The sequence below is a fragment of the Jannaschia halovivens genome (assembly GCF_046452375.1).
Classification (GTDB): domain Bacteria; phylum Pseudomonadota; class Alphaproteobacteria; order Rhodobacterales; family Rhodobacteraceae; genus Jannaschia; species Jannaschia halovivens.
Genome location: NZ_JBKFDJ010000002.1, coordinates 229,020 through 242,974, shown reverse-complemented (window position 1 = coordinate 242,974; position 13,955 = coordinate 229,020). Strand labels below are relative to the sequence as shown.

15 protein-coding genes are annotated in these 13,955 nt (G+C 66.6%); all 15 read right to left on the bottom strand.

The features are described 5' to 3' along the window. Position 1: 1 nt before the first annotated feature. Positions 2 to 592, bottom strand: a complete 591-nt coding sequence (locus ACK8OR_RS14610) for a hypothetical protein (protein ID WP_410190140.1) — start codon at positions 590 to 592, stop codon at positions 2 to 4. A gap of 204 nt (positions 593 to 796) precedes the next feature. Further along, positions 797 to 1,240, bottom strand: coding sequence for a hypothetical protein (locus ACK8OR_RS14605; RefSeq protein WP_410190139.1), 444 nt, complete (start codon positions 1,238 to 1,240; stop codon positions 797 to 799). A 144-nt stretch (positions 1,241 to 1,384) separates the two neighbouring features. Further along, the gene (locus ACK8OR_RS14600) at positions 1,385 to 2,704 is read right to left on the bottom strand and encodes an ATPase (protein ID WP_410190138.1); all 1,320 of its coding nucleotides are present in this window, start codon (positions 2,702 to 2,704) and stop codon (positions 1,385 to 1,387) included. A gap of 59 nt (positions 2,705 to 2,763) precedes the next feature. Further along, the gene (locus ACK8OR_RS14595; protein ID WP_410190137.1) at positions 2,764 to 3,282 is read right to left on the bottom strand and encodes a prepilin peptidase; all 519 of its coding nucleotides are present in this window, start codon (positions 3,280 to 3,282) and stop codon (positions 2,764 to 2,766) included. A gap of 4 nt (positions 3,283 to 3,286) precedes the next feature. Further along, positions 3,287 to 4,126: a tetratricopeptide repeat protein gene (locus tag ACK8OR_RS14590; RefSeq protein WP_298430156.1), complete on the bottom strand. Its 840-nt coding sequence runs from the start codon at positions 4,124 to 4,126 to the stop codon at positions 3,287 to 3,289. A gap of 37 nt (positions 4,127 to 4,163) precedes the next feature. Next, entirely contained in the window at positions 4,164 to 4,733 is a 570-nt protein-coding gene (locus ACK8OR_RS14585; protein ID WP_410190136.1) for a tetratricopeptide repeat protein, read from the bottom strand. Beyond that, positions 4,733 to 5,707 carry a type II secretion system F family protein gene (locus ACK8OR_RS14580; protein WP_410190135.1) on the bottom strand — a complete coding sequence of 325 codons (975 nt, stop codon included), beginning with the start codon at positions 5,705 to 5,707 and terminating at the stop codon, positions 4,733 to 4,735. The genes ACK8OR_RS14585 and ACK8OR_RS14580 overlap by 1 nt, the downstream gene beginning before the upstream one ends. 10 nt (positions 5,708 to 5,717) lie before the next feature. Beyond that, positions 5,718 to 6,686: a type II secretion system F family protein gene (locus tag ACK8OR_RS14575; protein ID WP_298430161.1), complete on the bottom strand. Its 969-nt coding sequence runs from the start codon at positions 6,684 to 6,686 to the stop codon at positions 5,718 to 5,720. Position 6,687: 1 nt separating this feature from the next. Next, positions 6,688 to 8,139, bottom strand: coding sequence for a CpaF family protein (locus ACK8OR_RS14570; protein WP_410190134.1), 1,452 nt, complete (start codon positions 8,137 to 8,139; stop codon positions 6,688 to 6,690). A gap of 22 nt (positions 8,140 to 8,161) precedes the next feature. Beyond that, on the bottom strand, positions 8,162 to 9,520 hold the full coding sequence (locus ACK8OR_RS14565) for an AAA family ATPase (RefSeq protein WP_410190133.1): 1,359 nt from the start codon (positions 9,518 to 9,520) through the stop codon (positions 8,162 to 8,164). Positions 9,521 to 9,770: 250 nt separating this feature from the next. Continuing rightward, positions 9,771 to 10,388, bottom strand: coding sequence for an OmpA family protein (locus tag ACK8OR_RS14560; RefSeq protein ID WP_410190132.1), 618 nt, complete (start codon positions 10,386 to 10,388; stop codon positions 9,771 to 9,773). A gap of 1 nt (position 10,389) precedes the next feature. Further along, a complete protein-coding gene (locus ACK8OR_RS14555; RefSeq protein WP_298430169.1) occupies positions 10,390 to 11,778 on the bottom strand; it encodes a type II and III secretion system protein family protein in 1,389 nt (462 codons plus the stop codon). Between the two features lie 223 nt (positions 11,779 to 12,001). Then, a complete protein-coding gene (cpaB, locus tag ACK8OR_RS14550) occupies positions 12,002 to 12,820 on the bottom strand; it encodes a Flp pilus assembly protein CpaB (protein ID WP_410190131.1) in 819 nt (272 codons plus the stop codon). A 200-nt stretch (positions 12,821 to 13,020) separates the two neighbouring features. Beyond that, on the bottom strand, positions 13,021 to 13,242 hold the full coding sequence (locus ACK8OR_RS14545) for a Flp family type IVb pilin (RefSeq protein WP_298430173.1): 222 nt from the start codon (positions 13,240 to 13,242) through the stop codon (positions 13,021 to 13,023). A 258-nt stretch (positions 13,243 to 13,500) separates the two neighbouring features. Further along, the gene (locus ACK8OR_RS14540) at positions 13,501 to 13,722 is read right to left on the bottom strand and encodes a Flp family type IVb pilin (protein ID WP_298430173.1); all 222 of its coding nucleotides are present in this window, start codon (positions 13,720 to 13,722) and stop codon (positions 13,501 to 13,503) included. Between the last annotated feature and the right edge of the window lie 233 nt (positions 13,723 to 13,955).

Below are 13,955 nucleotides of genomic sequence, written 5' to 3'. Positions count from 1 at the left end.
ATCAGATGCCGCGCTCGGTCGCCTCGTTCTGGTAGGCCGTGGCGCGGCCCGCATCGTAGGTGGCCTGCGCGCCGAGCGCGTCGGCCGTGCCCTGGACACCGTTGATGTCGCTGTAGGTCTGGCCGCCATAGGAGAAGGTGTTGGCGGTCGTCGTCGTGGTGACGACACCCGAGACCGGATCGGTGCTGGAGGTCGTCGTCTCCCAGCCGGTGCCGGATTCGAAGGCGGCGTAGGCGGCGCCGAAATCGTCGAGGGCGGCCTGGCTCATCGCGGCGGCACCGGCGGTGGATGCGACGGCGGTGCCGATCTGCTCGTTGGTCAGGTTGGTCATGCCCGAGATCTCGGCCGAGGGGTCGAGGCCCAGCGCCGCGGCGGCGGCTTCGAAACTCGCGGCGCCATCCGTGAAGGCGACCTGGATGATGTCGTCGGACTTCAGCTGGCCGTCGATGTCGCCGGAGATGTCCTGCACGCCGGTCGACACGACGCCCATGACGGCGAGGCCGAGACCGACGAGAGCGGCGGTGAGAACGACCCAGTCGACGGTCACGGCGCCGGAGTCGTCGGAGAGGAAGGTCTGGGGCTTGAAGGTCATGTTCATTGTCCTGTGTTCGCGGTGATTGCGTGGGGGGGACCTGCGTCCTTGGCGGTCAACCTGACGGGAGATTCGGGCGCCCATGTGGCCCGATACCGTTCGGATTGGTGCCATTTCGGGAAATGTAGGTGACTTTGGAGCCGAAAACGCAGACAGCCCCGCCCTGTTGGACGGGGCCGTCATCGGCACTGTGCGGTGCGGGGATCAGCGGCGGCGCAGCTCGGCGCGGTAGAGCGACGCGATCAGAAGTTCGGCCTCGGTCTCGGCGCGGATCGTGGCACGCGCGGCGTCGGTCGTCCCGGGGGCGTCGAGCTTGCGCCCATTCTCGGCCAGGGTCATGGCCTGCAGGCGCAGCGCCTCGCGAAGATCGCCTTCGGACATCGCGGCCGCCCCGGCGGAGATGACGGCGGACAGGTCCTCGGGGAGGCATCCGGTGGCATTGCAGGCCGTCTCGATGGCGTCAGCGGCTTGGGACATGAACTCGACCGAGTGGATCGTCTCGGCATCGAGCGTGCGCATGTCGTTGCCGCGCAGGTCCATCATCACGGTCGATCCGGCAGCGATGACGCCGGCCACCAGCGCGCCGGGGACGGCGATACCCGTCAGGTTCACGATACGGGTGAAGCGGGTCTTGGCTGTGGTGGTCATCTGAATGTCTCTCCCGGTGCTGTCGTATTGTTCGTTGGAATCGTGATTAACGAGGCAGTCGGGCAGGATTCGGGCAGGGTGCAGCGTCGATTGTGGCAATCGGTAGGTATTGTGGCGTCGCGCGCGACAGGCGGGCGGCGCGCGTCAGTGGACGATATCGCCCTCCTCGACGAAGAGGTTGGCCCAGGCGCGGTCCACGAGTTCGGGGGTCATGCGGTATTCCATGCCCTCGAAGTTGCAGGTCGCGATCATCTGATCGACCAGGAAGGGCGCGTGGTAATTCGCGTAGACGTTGTCGATCTCGGGGTATTTCGACTTCAGAAGGTGGACGAGCGCCTGCTCGTCGAGGGCGAATTTCTTCTTCTTGGCGACCATGGCGAGGATCTTGAGGAACTCGCCCTGGGTTGGGCCGTCGATCAGCACCTTGAAGAAGATCCGGCGCAACGCCGCGACGTCGAAGATCTTGTTGGGATGGAAGTTGGTCGAGAAGACCACGAGCGTGTCGAACGGCACCTCGAACTTCTCGCCCGATTGCAGCGCGAGGATGTCGTAGCCCATCTCCATGGGGACGATCCAGCGGTTCACCAGCTTCTGCGGGGGCTCCTCCTGGCGGCCGAGGTCGTCGACGATGAATACCCCGCCCGACGATTTGAGCTGCAGCGATGCCTGGTAGGTGCGCGCGACCGAATTGTAGTTGAGATCGAGCATGCTGAGCGCCAGTTCGCCGCCGGTCATCACCGTCGGCCGGTTGCAGAGCACGTAGCGCGGATCGACGCGCACGTTCGACTTCCTGAGCGCGTTCTCATCGTTAACCTGCTCGACGGCGGTGTGGACGATCGGGTCGAACACCGTGATGACCTGGCCCGCATATTCGATGGCCGACGGGACCCAGATGTTATCGCCCAGGGCCGCGCGTATCCCCTCGGCGATGGACGACTTGCCGTTGCCGGGGGGGCCGTACATCAGGACCGACTTGCCCGAGCCGACCGCCGGTCCGAGCTGGTCGATCAGCCCGTCGGGCAGGATCAGATGGCCCATCGCGGCGATCAGCCGCTCGCGGTTGATGTGGATGTTCTTGATCGACTGCGCCTTGACCTGCGCCTTGTAGGCCTCGAGCGGGACGGGCAGCGCGCCGTAATATTCCGACTGGGTCAGCGCGTCGAGCGCGCGGGCCTTGCCCGCCTCGGTCAGCGTGAACCCCATCTCGGAGGAGGCGCCGGCATGCATCGTGCCGGTGGCCTGCATCAGCCCGGCCTCGCGCGCGTTGTCGACGAGTTGCTGCGTCAGGGCCGGCGGCAGCGCGATGGCGGCCGCGATCTCGCGCGTTGTGTCGACGGATTTGCGAAAGCATGTCTTCAGCATGATGTCACGCAGCATCACCGGCGTCAGTCCCGTATCGGCGAGGGTCTTCGGCTGGGCGGGGGCGGGGACACCCGTGATGCTCGGGTCGGCCTGCATGTTCATGGCATCGTCCTCTCGTGCGTCGGGGCCGGGACTGTCGCACCCGGCCCGTTGAGACTGTCTTAACCGGGGCCGACGGCCGCGAGGCCGAGATAGGCCAGGTGCGTCGCCGCCAGCGTGATCCCCATGGGAAAGTCCTTCTTCTCGGACCAGCTGCGCCAGTCCGGCGCGAGGGCCCGAACCGCGGGGACGGCCCGCAGGACGCGGTGGCCGACCCAGGTCACGATCAGCAGGATCGCGAAGAGGATCAGGACGTCGGGCACGTCAGGCAGCGCGATGAAGGGGGCCATGGCCGCGGCGAATTTCGCGTCGCCCGCGCCGACGGCTCGGATCATCGTCAGGAGGAACCCGACCGCGAGGATCACGGCCAGATGCACGAAGCGCCAGAGGTAGTCGACGAGCGGTGCGATCACGAAGATCCCGGCGACGACGAAGACCACGAACAGCGCCAGCACGGCGGTGTTGCGGATCTTCATCTGCGACAGGTCGGTATAGGCGACGTAGATGCAGATCGGCAGCGACAGGAGCCCGAAGACGAGCCCCTGCAACGGTGTCGCGGCCAGGGTCGACAGACCGTCCATCGCGTCAGGCGTCCAGGGCCTGGAGCGCGCGGACCGCAGGCTCGAAGTGACGCGGATGGGTGTCGATCGCGTCCTGCAGAAGGTTGCGGCCGATATCGACATCGCCCTGCTTGATCGCGGCGAGGCCGGCGGTGTGCAGAAGCTGCGCGCGCTGTTCCTGGTTCATGCGGATGCCGGGCAGGGCGTAGCTGCGCCGCGCGGCGCGCGCGAGGACGAGGTTGTTCTTCGCGGTAAAGAGATCGTCGTCATAGGTGATCGCCTCGGTAAAGAGCCGTTCGGCCGCCTCGCTGTCGCCGCGCGTCAGTTTCGAGAAGCCCCAGTTGTTGAGCACGCCCGCCGGCGTCGTCGTCAGGCCGACGGCGGTCTCGTAGAAGCTGTCGGATTTCGACCATTGCTGCTGGCTGTCGGCGACCATGGCCTCGAGGCGGTAGCGCTTGAAGGTTTCGTGGGTCGGCGGGATCGTGTCGAGCACGGCCTTCGCCTCGGTCCAGTCCGAGGTGCGGATCAGCGCGTCGGCCAGATCGACCCGGTCGTCATGGGTCGCCCCCTCCATCTCGAGGACGTCGCGCCAGACGAGGATCGCCTCGGTCGGGCGACCGGCGCGGATCAGGCTCTGGGCGAGACCGCGATGGGCCTCGACGTCGTCGGGTCCGGCCGCCGTCTCGCGCTTGAAGAAGGCCACCGCCTCGGTCGGCTGGGCGACGGTCAGCATGACGTCGCGCATGCCGCCCTGCTCGTTGCGCACGCTGTCGATCGCGCGGGTGACGTCGCCATCGGTGGAATTGCAGGCCGACAGGGCCAGGCTGCCCCCGAGAGCGAGGGTCAGGAAGATCGGGTGGCGCATTTTTGCGTCCTTTTCTGCTCGATACCTTCGGTTTTTGTTATCCGCCGCGTGGTGGGCTGAGACCCCAGGTCCCGTTCGTCCGCCGCGTCAGCGTGAAGGTGTCATCTTGACCGTCATCGTAGACGGGGATCACCATACGGGAAGAGGAAACGCGCAGGTTCTCCCGGATTTCCGGCGAGGGTTGCAACGCGAACGCAGTCTTGAAGATGCGATGGGCCTCGCCGGTCTCGCCCTGTTCGAGAAGGACGACGCCCAGATTGTTGAGCGCACGGGCGTTGCGCGGCTCGGCGGCGACGAGGGTGCGCAGTTGTGCTTCGGCCTGTCCGAGGCGGCCCAGCTCGATATTCGCCGTGGCCATGGCGAGCTGCACCTCGGGGGTGAGGCCGTCGCCTTCGATCCCGGCGCGGATGTAGCTTTCGAGGGCCAGCTCGGGCTCGCCGGCCGCGAGGAGGCGGTCGCCGACGATCAGCGGATCGACCCCCGGCCCCTTGGCGGTGCCCGGCGGCAGGAGCCCGTCCTCGGGCACCGCGCCGCGGCCGCTGACGCCCTGCGCGCAGCCCGATGCCAGCGCGGCCACAAGGAGGAGGGGGAGCGCCGCGCGGCGCATCAGAACCCGACCCCGCCGCCGCCGAGCGTATCGGCGATGCCGTGGAGCGACGGCCCGATCAGGATGATCAGGAGCGGAGGGACGCAGAACATCATCGTGCCGACAGTGAGCTTGGTTGGCAGCACGTTGGCCTTTTCCTCGGCGCGCATGACCCGCTTATCGCGCATCTCGTTGGCGTAGACGCGCAGGGCGTCGGCGATCGAGGTGCCGAAGGTCGCTGATTGGATCAGAACGGTCACGAAGCTGGTGATATCGTTGATGTCGCAGCGCTCGGCCATGGCGCGCAGCACGTCGGGTTTGTCCTTACCGGCCTTCATCTCCTGCGCGACCATCAGGAATTCGCCGGCCAGGGCGGGGTAGGACGGCTCGATCTCAGTGGCCATGCGGATGATGGACTGGTCGAGCGACTGCCCCGCCTCGACGCAGACCAGAAGAAGGTCGAGCGCGTCGGGAAAGCCCTGCTGGATCTCTTCCTGGCGCTTGGCGACCCGCTTCTGGACCCAGTATTTCGGGGCGTAGTAACCGACCGCGCCAGGAATGAGCGTGTAGCTGACCTGTTTCACGAGCGTCAGGTCGCCCGCCAGAAGGAAGCTGTAGAGCACACCGAGCACCAAAAGACCGAGGCCCAGCAGAAGCTGTGCGGCGGTCAGCGTGCGGACGGCGTCGCGATGGGTATAGCCCGCCTGGATCAGGAGCTTGCGCGCCTTCGTCATCTCCTCGGCATCCTGCGGATCGAGGAGCTGCGCGTATTTCGCGAGATGCTCGTTGCGCGTGCCGTGGCGGTTCAGCGTCTCGGGCGTGCCTTCGAGCGCCTGCTCCTTGCGTTCGCGCGCGATGCGGTCGAGCGGATCGTTCTTCTTGGTGAGGAGCATCGGCAGCGCGAGCAGCACGAGGAGAACCCCGGCCGCGCCCGCGACATACATCATGCCGTCCGGTCCCAGCATGCCCTCGATGACGGATGCGATCATGTCCATGGCGGGCCCCTCAGACCTTGATGTTGACCATCATCCGCATGAACACGACGTTCACGAGGAGGAAGACGCAGACGACCGCGGCGGCCGGGATGAAATAGGCCGTGTCTTTCACGTCCGTGTAGTAGTCGGGCTTCATCACGTTGATCCCCACGAGCGCGAGGATCGGGAAGGCCGAGAGGAACACGCCCGACCAGCGCGCCTCGGCTGTGATCGCCTTGACCTTGCGGAAGAGCTTGAACCGTGCACGGACGACGTTCGACAGGCCCTCGAGGATCTCGGCCAGGTTACCGCCGGATTTCTGCTGGATGGCGACGGCCACCGCAAGGAAGCGCAGATCCTGCAGCTCCACTCGCTCGGCTAGCGCGCGCAGCGCCTCGGGGATGTCGCGGCCATAGGCGGCCTCGTCGGCGATGAACCCCATCTCGGAGCCCAGCGGGTCGGCGATCTCCTTGGCGACGATGCCGATGGCGGAGTTCAGCGGGTGGCCGACGCGCAGGCTGCGGACGATCAACTCGACCGCGTCGGGCAGCTGTTCCTCCATCAGCGCGAGGCGCTTCTTGGCCTTGCCGTTGACCCAGACATAGACCGCACCGATGCCGAACACGATCGACATCAGGATGCGGATGGGCAGCGACGCGCCGGTGAAGAGCGTCATCATCAGGAAGGACAGCACGACCAGCAGGGCCATGATCCCCATCAGCATGCCGGGTGTGAAGGCGAGGTTGGCCTTCTGCGCCTTCTCGGCGATCAGCGAATAGAGCGGGATCTGCTTGGCGCCGTCGTGCTGCGACATCTCCTTGCGGAGCTGGGCCATGACCTCGTCGCGGGTGGCGCCCTTCTCCATCAGGGCGAGACGGCGGTTGACGCGGTTGTTGAGCTTGATGCTCTCGCCGAAGATCAGAAGATAGATGCCGCCGATGACCAGCAGCATGGACCCGAAGATCGCGATATAGATAAGTGGTTCGATCGACAGTTGCATGTCAGCGGCCCTCGGCAGGTTCGTAGATGTTGGAGGGCAGGTCGTAGCCCCAGGCCTTGAATCGGTCGGCGTAGTGGCTGCGGATCCCGGTCGCGGTGAAACGGCCGATGATGGTGCCGTCGGGCTCCAGCCCGAGACGCTCGTAGCGGAAGATTTCCTGCAGCGTGATAACTTCGCCTTCCATGCCGGTCACCTCGGTGATCGACACCATCCGGCGCGAGCCGTCCTGCAGGCGCGAGGCCTGCACGATCAGGTTCACGGCCGAGGCGATCTGGGCGCGGACGGCCTTGAGGGGCATCTCGATCCCGGCCATCGCGATCATGTTCTCGAGACGGCTGATGGCGTCGCGGGCGTTGTTGGCGTGGATCGTGGTCATCGAGCCGTCATGGCCGGTGTTCATGGCCTGGAGCATGTCGATGACTTCCTCGCCGCGCGTCTCGCCGACGATGATACGGTCGGGGCGCATCCGGAGCGCGTTGCGCAGGCAATCGCGCTGGGTGACGGCGCCCTTGCCCTCGACGTTGGGCGGGCGGCTTTCCATGCGGCCGACGTGATCCTGCTGCAGCTGGAGTTCGGCGGTGTCTTCGATCGTCAACACGCGCTCGGCCTGGCCGATGAAGGACGACAGGGCGTTGAGCGTGGTCGTCTTGCCCGAGCCGGTTCCGCCCGAGACGATGACGTTGAGGCGACAGGCGCAGGCAGCCTGGAGGTACATCGCCATCTCTTCGGTGAAGGCGCCGAATTCGACCAGTTGGTCGATGCCCAGCTTCTCCTTCTTGAACTTCCGGATGGAGACGAGCGAGCCGTCGACCGCGACCGGTGGCACCATCGCGTTGAAGCGCGAGCCGTCCTTGAGGCGGGCGTCGACATAGGGGTTCGACTCGTCCACGCGGCGGCCCACGGCCGAGACAATCTTGTCGATGATGCGCAGGAGATGCCGCTCGTCCTTGAAGCGGATCTCGGACTTCGAGAGCTTGCCCGCGCGCTCGACATAGATGTTGTGCGGCCCGTTCACGAGGATGTCGTTGACGTCCGGGTCCTTCAAAAGCGGCTCGAGCGGGCCGAGGCCCGTGACCTCGTCGAAGAGTTCGCCGTTGAGGATGTCGCGATCCTCGCGTCCGAGGACGACGCCCATCTCGGCGAGCTCCTCGGTCGTGATCGCGACGATCTCGGCGCGGAGCGCGTTCGGATCGGCCTTGTCGAGCGCGGCAAGGTTCAGGTTGTCGAGCAACCGGTGATGCATCTCGGTCTTGAGGCCCTCGATCCGCTCGCGCCGCTTGAGATCCTTATTCTCGGGCGCGGGGGCGGCGGCCTTGGGTTGGGTGGCCTTGGCGGGGGCGGCTGCGGGGGCGGCATCCGCGACCGCGGCCTCGGGGGACGCGTCGGGCTTCGCCGCGGCGGCGCCGATGGGCTTGGCGCCCTCGATCTGCGGCTTCTTGTAGCGTGAAAACATGGTCTGCCCTTACGTTCTGTAGTCAGCCGAAGGAGAGGCCGAAGATGGCCCGCTTCTTCGACCGCGCCTTCGCCGACACGACGTCGTCGCCGGCTTCGATGCGCTCGCGCGCCTCGTGCAGGCCCTGGGCGAGCTTCTGGATTTCCTTGGTGAGCGCGTTGCGCGGCGCGAGTTCGCGCAGCGGCGCCGCCTGGTCGTTGACCTCGGTGACCTGCTTGCCGCCATCGGGCAGCACGGCATGGAACTTGACGCCGAGGCTTTCGGCCATCTTCTCGATCCGGCTGCGGCCGCCCATGTCCATCTTGCCCGGCGCCCGGTTCAAGAGATGGCTCAGCCGTTCGGTCGAGACGCCTTCGGATTGCAGCAGGTTCTGGAACCGCAGGGCATTCTGGGCCGACCGCACCTCCATCTCGGAGACGACAAAGAACAGTTCGGCCTGCGAGATTACCGTGTCGGTCCAGCCGGTCACGGTGCAAGGCATGTCGACGATGACGATGTCGAAACAGTCCCGCGCGAGGGTCAGGAGGCCGGTCACGTCTTCGGGGCCGATCAGGTCGAGCGGCAGCACGTCGGCGGGCGCCGTGAAGACCGACAACACGTCCTTGTAGGTGCCCAGCGCCTGGCGAAACGCCTGTTCGTCCATGCTGGAGACGTCGCTCAGCACTTCGTAGATCATCGGCTTCCGGGGCAGGTCGAGATAGGTCGCGACCGATCCGAACTGCAGGTTCAGGTCCACGACGCAGACGCGCGGCGCACCGGTCTTGGAGATGTTGGCCAGCTCCCACCCGAGATTGACGGCGATGGTCGTCGCCCCGTTGCCGCCCGCGGCGGACTGGATCGCGAAGACCGCGCCTTCGGTCGCGCCCGTGCGGCCGCCGGTGGTCGCCGGCAGGGCGGGCGCGGTCGTGCCGTCCACGGTTTGCGGAAGGTCGGCGCCGGCGCGCCGCATCATGTCGTCGCTATCGGCGCGGCCGGGCGTGCGGATGCGGGCCACGGCCTCGGACAGCGCGTTCTCGGGAAGGGGGTAGGGGGCGAAATCGTCGGCGCCCGCGCGCAACAGCTCGTGCAGGGCCATCGGGCCGAGGCCTTCGGCGACGAGGATGACGCGGAGCGTGGCGCGTTTCGCCAGCGAAATCAGCTCGATCACCTGCGAGAGGCGCGGCTCGTCCTCCTGGTCCATGGCGAGCACGAGGAATTCCAGCTTCTGCGCCTCGTCCTGGCGCAGGAAGGCGGCGGCCTCGGCGAAGTCGAGGTCGCCCCAGGCTTCGCCCAGCTCGGCCTCCATATCTTCGATCAGCAGGTCGAATTCCTGCACATCGCGCGACACCGTGACCGCGCGGAGCGGTTCGGGTTCGGGTAGGATCGCGAGATTGCTCGACATATTCGATCACCGCTTTCGACATCCCCGGATCGTCCGGGGCGAAACATCACTGACGGCCCCTACGGGCCAAAGCGGGGAGAGATTGCGCCCCGCACCTCGGTCTTGCTCCGCAATTCGGGCAACAATTGGACGCAAGAAGTGAAATTATAGGAAACACCGGGGACAAAGCGTGTCGGATTTGCCGGACCCCCGAAAACGCCGAACGCCCCGCGCGGTGGCACGGGGCGTTCGGGTCCGGATGGGGGTCGGATCAGCCGGTCGGGCCGGCACTCGCGACGTAGCGGCGATAGACGATCTGTGCGTATTTTCCGTCCAGAACCAACGGGTTGCCGTCAACGAAGCCTGCAACCTCGGTCACGGTGCGGCGGTTCGCGCGCTCGCGCGACTGCGTCGGCACGAGGGGCCGCGTCTCGCCAAAGGAGACCAGCGCCTCGAGCCGCGAGAGCGACACGCCACGCTGTGCGAGGTAGTTGACGGCGGCCTGTGCGCGACGACGGCCGAGACGCTCGTTATATGCGTTCGATCCGACCTTGTCGGTGTGGCCGTAGACGCTGAAGCGAACCTCGGGAAACTGCCGCATGAAATGCGCCTGCTGGTCGAGGACCGAGCGGGCCGTCGCGTCGAGCCCGGCCGAGTTGAAGGCGAAGTTGATCGTCGTCGGTACCGAGCTTGCGAAGCGTTGGCCCAGATGGCTGACCGCCGGGGCCTCACCGTTCATGACCAGCATGTTCTGCATCGTCGGGTTGCCGAAGGCGCCTTCATCGACCTCGCCGCCCGCGAGGCGATTGCCGCCGGTGCAGGCCCCGAGGGTGGCGAGGCCGAGGCCGGAAAGGAGCGTGCGGCGGGTGATCTGGAGCGTTTTCATCATCTCACTCCATCACGTAGCCGTAATTTCCGGAAAAGTCCTGCGCCGCGGCCTCGCCGCCCCGTGTCGAGGCGCGGGTGCCGTTGGGCGCCCCGCCGGACACGCGGCCGTAGAGGAACAGCTCGTTCTCGGTCGGCGGGCGGATCCGGTCGGTCGGCAGCGCCAGGGCATCGCCGGAGACCGGCGAAACGAGGTTGGCGGTGACGATGATGACCAGCTCGGTCTGCGCGCGACGATAGTTCGAGGACCGGAACAGTGCTCCGAGGATCGGAACGTCGCCCAGCCACGGCACCTGGCTGGTGCCGTCCCGGAACTCGTCCTGAAGGATGCCCGCGATTGCGAAGGACTGGCCGTCGCGCAGCTCGACCGTTGTCGAGGACTGGCGCTGGCTGAAGGCCGGCACGACCGCGCCGCCGATCGTCGCGTTGTTGGCGGTATCGATGGCCGAGACCGATGCGTCCATCACGAGGTTGATGATGTCGTCGTCTACGACGGTCGGCGTGAACTGCAGCTCGACGCCGAAGGGCCGGTACTGGACCGAGACCTGGCCCTCCGCGCCCTGGACGGGCAGGGGGAACTCGCCGCCCGCGAGGAAGCGCGCCGGCTGGCCCGAGAGCGCCGTGAGGTTCGGCTCGGCCAGCGTGCGGACGAGGCCGTTATTCTCCAGCGCCTGAAGCGTCAGCGCCACGTTGTAGTTGCCGCCGCCGAAGGCGAAGGTCGCGGTGCCGACCGCCGTGCCTGTCAGGCCGGGCGTCGAGTTTGTCGTCAGGTTCGGGTTCGGCGCGGGGCCGTCATTGGCGTTGAACGTAAGGTTCGCGCCCAGCTCCTTGCTGATGGAGCGGGACATCTCGGCGAAGCGCACCTTGAGCTGCACCTGCTGCACGCCGCCGACAACCATCAGGTTGAGCACGGCATCGGGCGCGTAGCGGTTGGCGATCTCGAGGGCCTGGTCGAGCTTCTGCGAGGACGACACCGTGCCCGACAGGACGATCCCGTCATTGGCGGTGCGCACCTCGATATGCTCCGACGGCAGCAGCTGGCGCAGCCGCTCCTTGAACTCGGCGATGTCGGGGATGACCTGCACCTCGACATTGGTGATGAGGCGTCCGTCCGGCCCCAGAAGCGTCAGCGTGGTCCGGCCGGGCGCCTTGCCCAGCACGTAGACGGTGCGCTCCGAGAGGGTCGCGATATCCGCGATCAGCGGGTTCGCGACCGACAGTTCCGCGAAGGGAACGTCGGATTCGAGTACGAGGGCGCGGTTCAGCGGCACCTGAAGTGCCGTCTGCGCACGACCCTGCGCGATCCGGAGGGTTTCGGCATAGGCATCGGCCACGGGGGTACCGGAAATCAGCACCCCGAGCATCGACGCCCGAAGGATGGTACGAAACTTCATTGTGACCTGCCTCTCTGATCACGCTGCTCTGTTGCGGATCTGACGCCCGCATCGCGTTCACCATGGCGAAAGCCCTTCAAAAAGCAATCCGGCACGTGATTCGCCTGATGTCGGGCATGCGCGAGGGCCACACTTCGCCACCTTTCGGACATATTAACGGAACGGAAACGGGGGCCGCGATCCCGGTCGGATCGCGGCCCCCGTGCCCCGTCTCTGGGGTCGATCATTCGTCGGGGCAGGGGACGCGGATCATCACCACTTCGGCGCCCTTGCGGGTGCGGACGGTACAGATCTTGCCGGCCTCCTGCGTCTGCTGCGCACCGAGGATGGCCTCGAGCGTCGCTTCGACCGGCGCGCTCTCGGTCTCGTCGCGGACACCGACCAGCGCCAGCGAGAGACGTCCCGTCGCCTGCGCCTGCGCCAGCTTGGCGACCACGTCGGGCGCGACCTCGACGGTGATGTTGCGGGCGATGGTGGGGGCGTTGCGCTCCTCGTCGGTCTGCTGATCGATCGCGATCAGCGGAAGGTTCGCATGGATCAGGCGGGTCACGCCGCCACCGGCACCCGAACCGGTCCAGTAGACATCGACGCGGTCGCCGGGTCGCAGGAAGCCCGAGACGCCCGAGTTGACGTCCGTCTGAAGCGTGAAGGCGCGCATGCCGGGGGTCAGGCTGGCGGCGACGCCGCCCTCTTCGCCGGGCTTGGTCACCTTGACCGAGAGCAGCGGCTCGTCGCGTTCCATGACGCGCAGGACGGTGCGGAACTCCTCCTCGCCCTCGGGGAAGACCTCCTCGATCTTGGTGAAGGCGCCGATCGGCACGGCGTCGGCGGGCCAGGCGACCGGCCGGACGTCGTTGCGGCGCAGCTGGTCGCCGTAGCGCAGCTGACGGCGCACCACCAAGACCTCGGTCGTGGTGATGATCTGCTGCTGGGTCGAGGCCAGCGCGGTCTGGTACTGGGCGAAGCGGCCCTGGGCGGTGTGGATGGCAAATCCTGCGAGGCCGAGACCGGCGAGCAGGACGAGACCGAAAATGAGACGCATGGGACGGGGTCCTCGTTGGAAAATCGAGCTGCCTTGCAGCGGTTCGTTTCCGGTTTGGCGTCGGATTGCGGCGAATCCGTGGAGGGGGCGGGGAGTCTCGCGGACGGTTCGGTGGCCGGTTCCGAACAATTGAAAAGGCGCCCCGGACCGATCTGGTCCGGAGCGCCCTGTCTCGCCTTGGGGAAAGGCGGTGGAGACGATTACTTCGTCAGGTCGAGGCCGGTGCCGGCGGCGCCGAAGCCCGCGCCGATCATGTCGGTCTTGAGCTGAGTCTCGATGTCGCCCGAGATGTCCTGGACGCCCTGCGAGACGACGCCCATGACGGCGAGGCCGAGGCCGACGAGGGCGGCGGTCAGGACGACCCAGTCGACGGTCACGGCGCCGGATTCGTCGTTCTTGAAGGTGTTGATCGCGTTCAGCATTGGAGTGTTCCTTGAGGTTCGGTGGCAAGTCTTACGGTTCGGATCGTCGGGCGGCTTGCCCTTTCGATGCCACCGGTATCGCGGCGAATCCGGGCGGGAATGGGACGGGAGCGGGGTTTGTTTCGGATCATCGCATGGCAAAGGATGTGTTTCGCGCAACAGATCGGCGCGATCCCGGGGATTGGCACCAAAAGAGGCGCCCCGGACCGATCTGGTCCGGGGCGCCCTGTCTCGCCTGGGGAAAGGCGGTGGAGACGATTACTTCGTCAGGTCGAGGCCGGTGCCGGCGGCGCCGAAGCCCGCGCCGATCATGTCGGTCTTGAGCTGAGTCTCGATGTCGCCCGAGATGTCCTGGACGCCCTGCGAGACGACGCCCATCACGGCGAGGCCGAGGCCGACGAGGGCGGCGGTCAGGACGACCCAGTCGACGGTCACGGCGCCGGATTCGTCGTTCTTGAAGGTGTTGATCGCGTTCAGCATTGGAGTGTTCCTTGAGGTTCGGTGGCAAGTCTTACGGTTCGGATCGTCGGGCGGCTTGCCCTTTCGATGCCATCGGTATCGCGGCGAATCCGGGCGGGAATGGGACGGGCGCGGGGAAAAGGCATGAAAGTTCTGCGTGGTTAATGCGCCGATCCGGCACGCGGCGGCGGTCTGTTGAACGAGTGAGGGCCGCGCCTGCCAGCACGACCCTCTGTCCCTCGGTCCGTACCGAT

Bases quoted from the DNA above. Each gene is read 5' to 3' on its own strand.
- ACK8OR_RS14595 (WP_410190137.1), bottom strand. From the start codon at position 3,282: ATGGACGGTCTGTCGACCCTGGCCGCGACACCGTTGCAGGGGCTCGTC.
- ACK8OR_RS14600 (WP_410190138.1), bottom strand. From the start codon at position 2,704: ATGAACATGCAGGCCGACCCGAGCATCACGGGTGTCCCCGCCCCCGCC.
- ACK8OR_RS14540 (WP_298430173.1), bottom strand. From the start codon at position 13,722: ATGCTGAACGCGATCAACACCTTCAAGAACGACGAATCCGGCGCCGTG.
- ACK8OR_RS14545 (WP_298430173.1), bottom strand. From the start codon at position 13,242: ATGCTGAACGCGATCAACACCTTCAAGAACGACGAATCCGGCGCCGTG.
- ACK8OR_RS14590 (WP_298430156.1), bottom strand. From the start codon at position 4,126: ATGCGCCACCCGATCTTCCTGACCCTCGCTCTCGGGGGCAGCCTGGCC.
- ACK8OR_RS14555 (WP_298430169.1), bottom strand. From the start codon at position 11,778: ATGAAGTTTCGTACCATCCTTCGGGCGTCGATGCTCGGGGTGCTGATT.
- ACK8OR_RS14575 (WP_298430161.1), bottom strand. From the start codon at position 6,686: ATGCAACTGTCGATCGAACCACTTATCTATATCGCGATCTTCGGGTCC.
- ACK8OR_RS14585 (WP_410190136.1), bottom strand. From the start codon at position 4,733: ATGCGCCGCGCGGCGCTCCCCCTCCTCCTTGTGGCCGCGCTGGCATCG.
- ACK8OR_RS14560 (WP_410190132.1), bottom strand. From the start codon at position 10,388: ATGATGAAAACGCTCCAGATCACCCGCCGCACGCTCCTTTCCGGCCTC.
- cpaB (WP_410190131.1), bottom strand. From the start codon at position 12,820: ATGCGTCTCATTTTCGGTCTCGTCCTGCTCGCCGGTCTCGGCCTCGCA.
- ACK8OR_RS14580 (WP_410190135.1), bottom strand. From the start codon at position 5,707: ATGGACATGATCGCATCCGTCATCGAGGGCATGCTGGGACCGGACGGC.
- ACK8OR_RS14565 (WP_410190133.1), bottom strand. From the start codon at position 9,520: ATGTCGAGCAATCTCGCGATCCTACCCGAACCCGAACCGCTCCGCGCG.
- ACK8OR_RS14605 (WP_410190139.1), bottom strand. From the start codon at position 1,240: ATGACCACCACAGCCAAGACCCGCTTCACCCGTATCGTGAACCTGACG.
- ACK8OR_RS14570 (WP_410190134.1), bottom strand. From the start codon at position 8,139: ATGTTTTCACGCTACAAGAAGCCGCAGATCGAGGGCGCCAAGCCCATC.
- ACK8OR_RS14610 (WP_410190140.1), bottom strand. From the start codon at position 592: ATGACCTTCAAGCCCCAGACCTTCCTCTCCGACGACTCCGGCGCCGTG.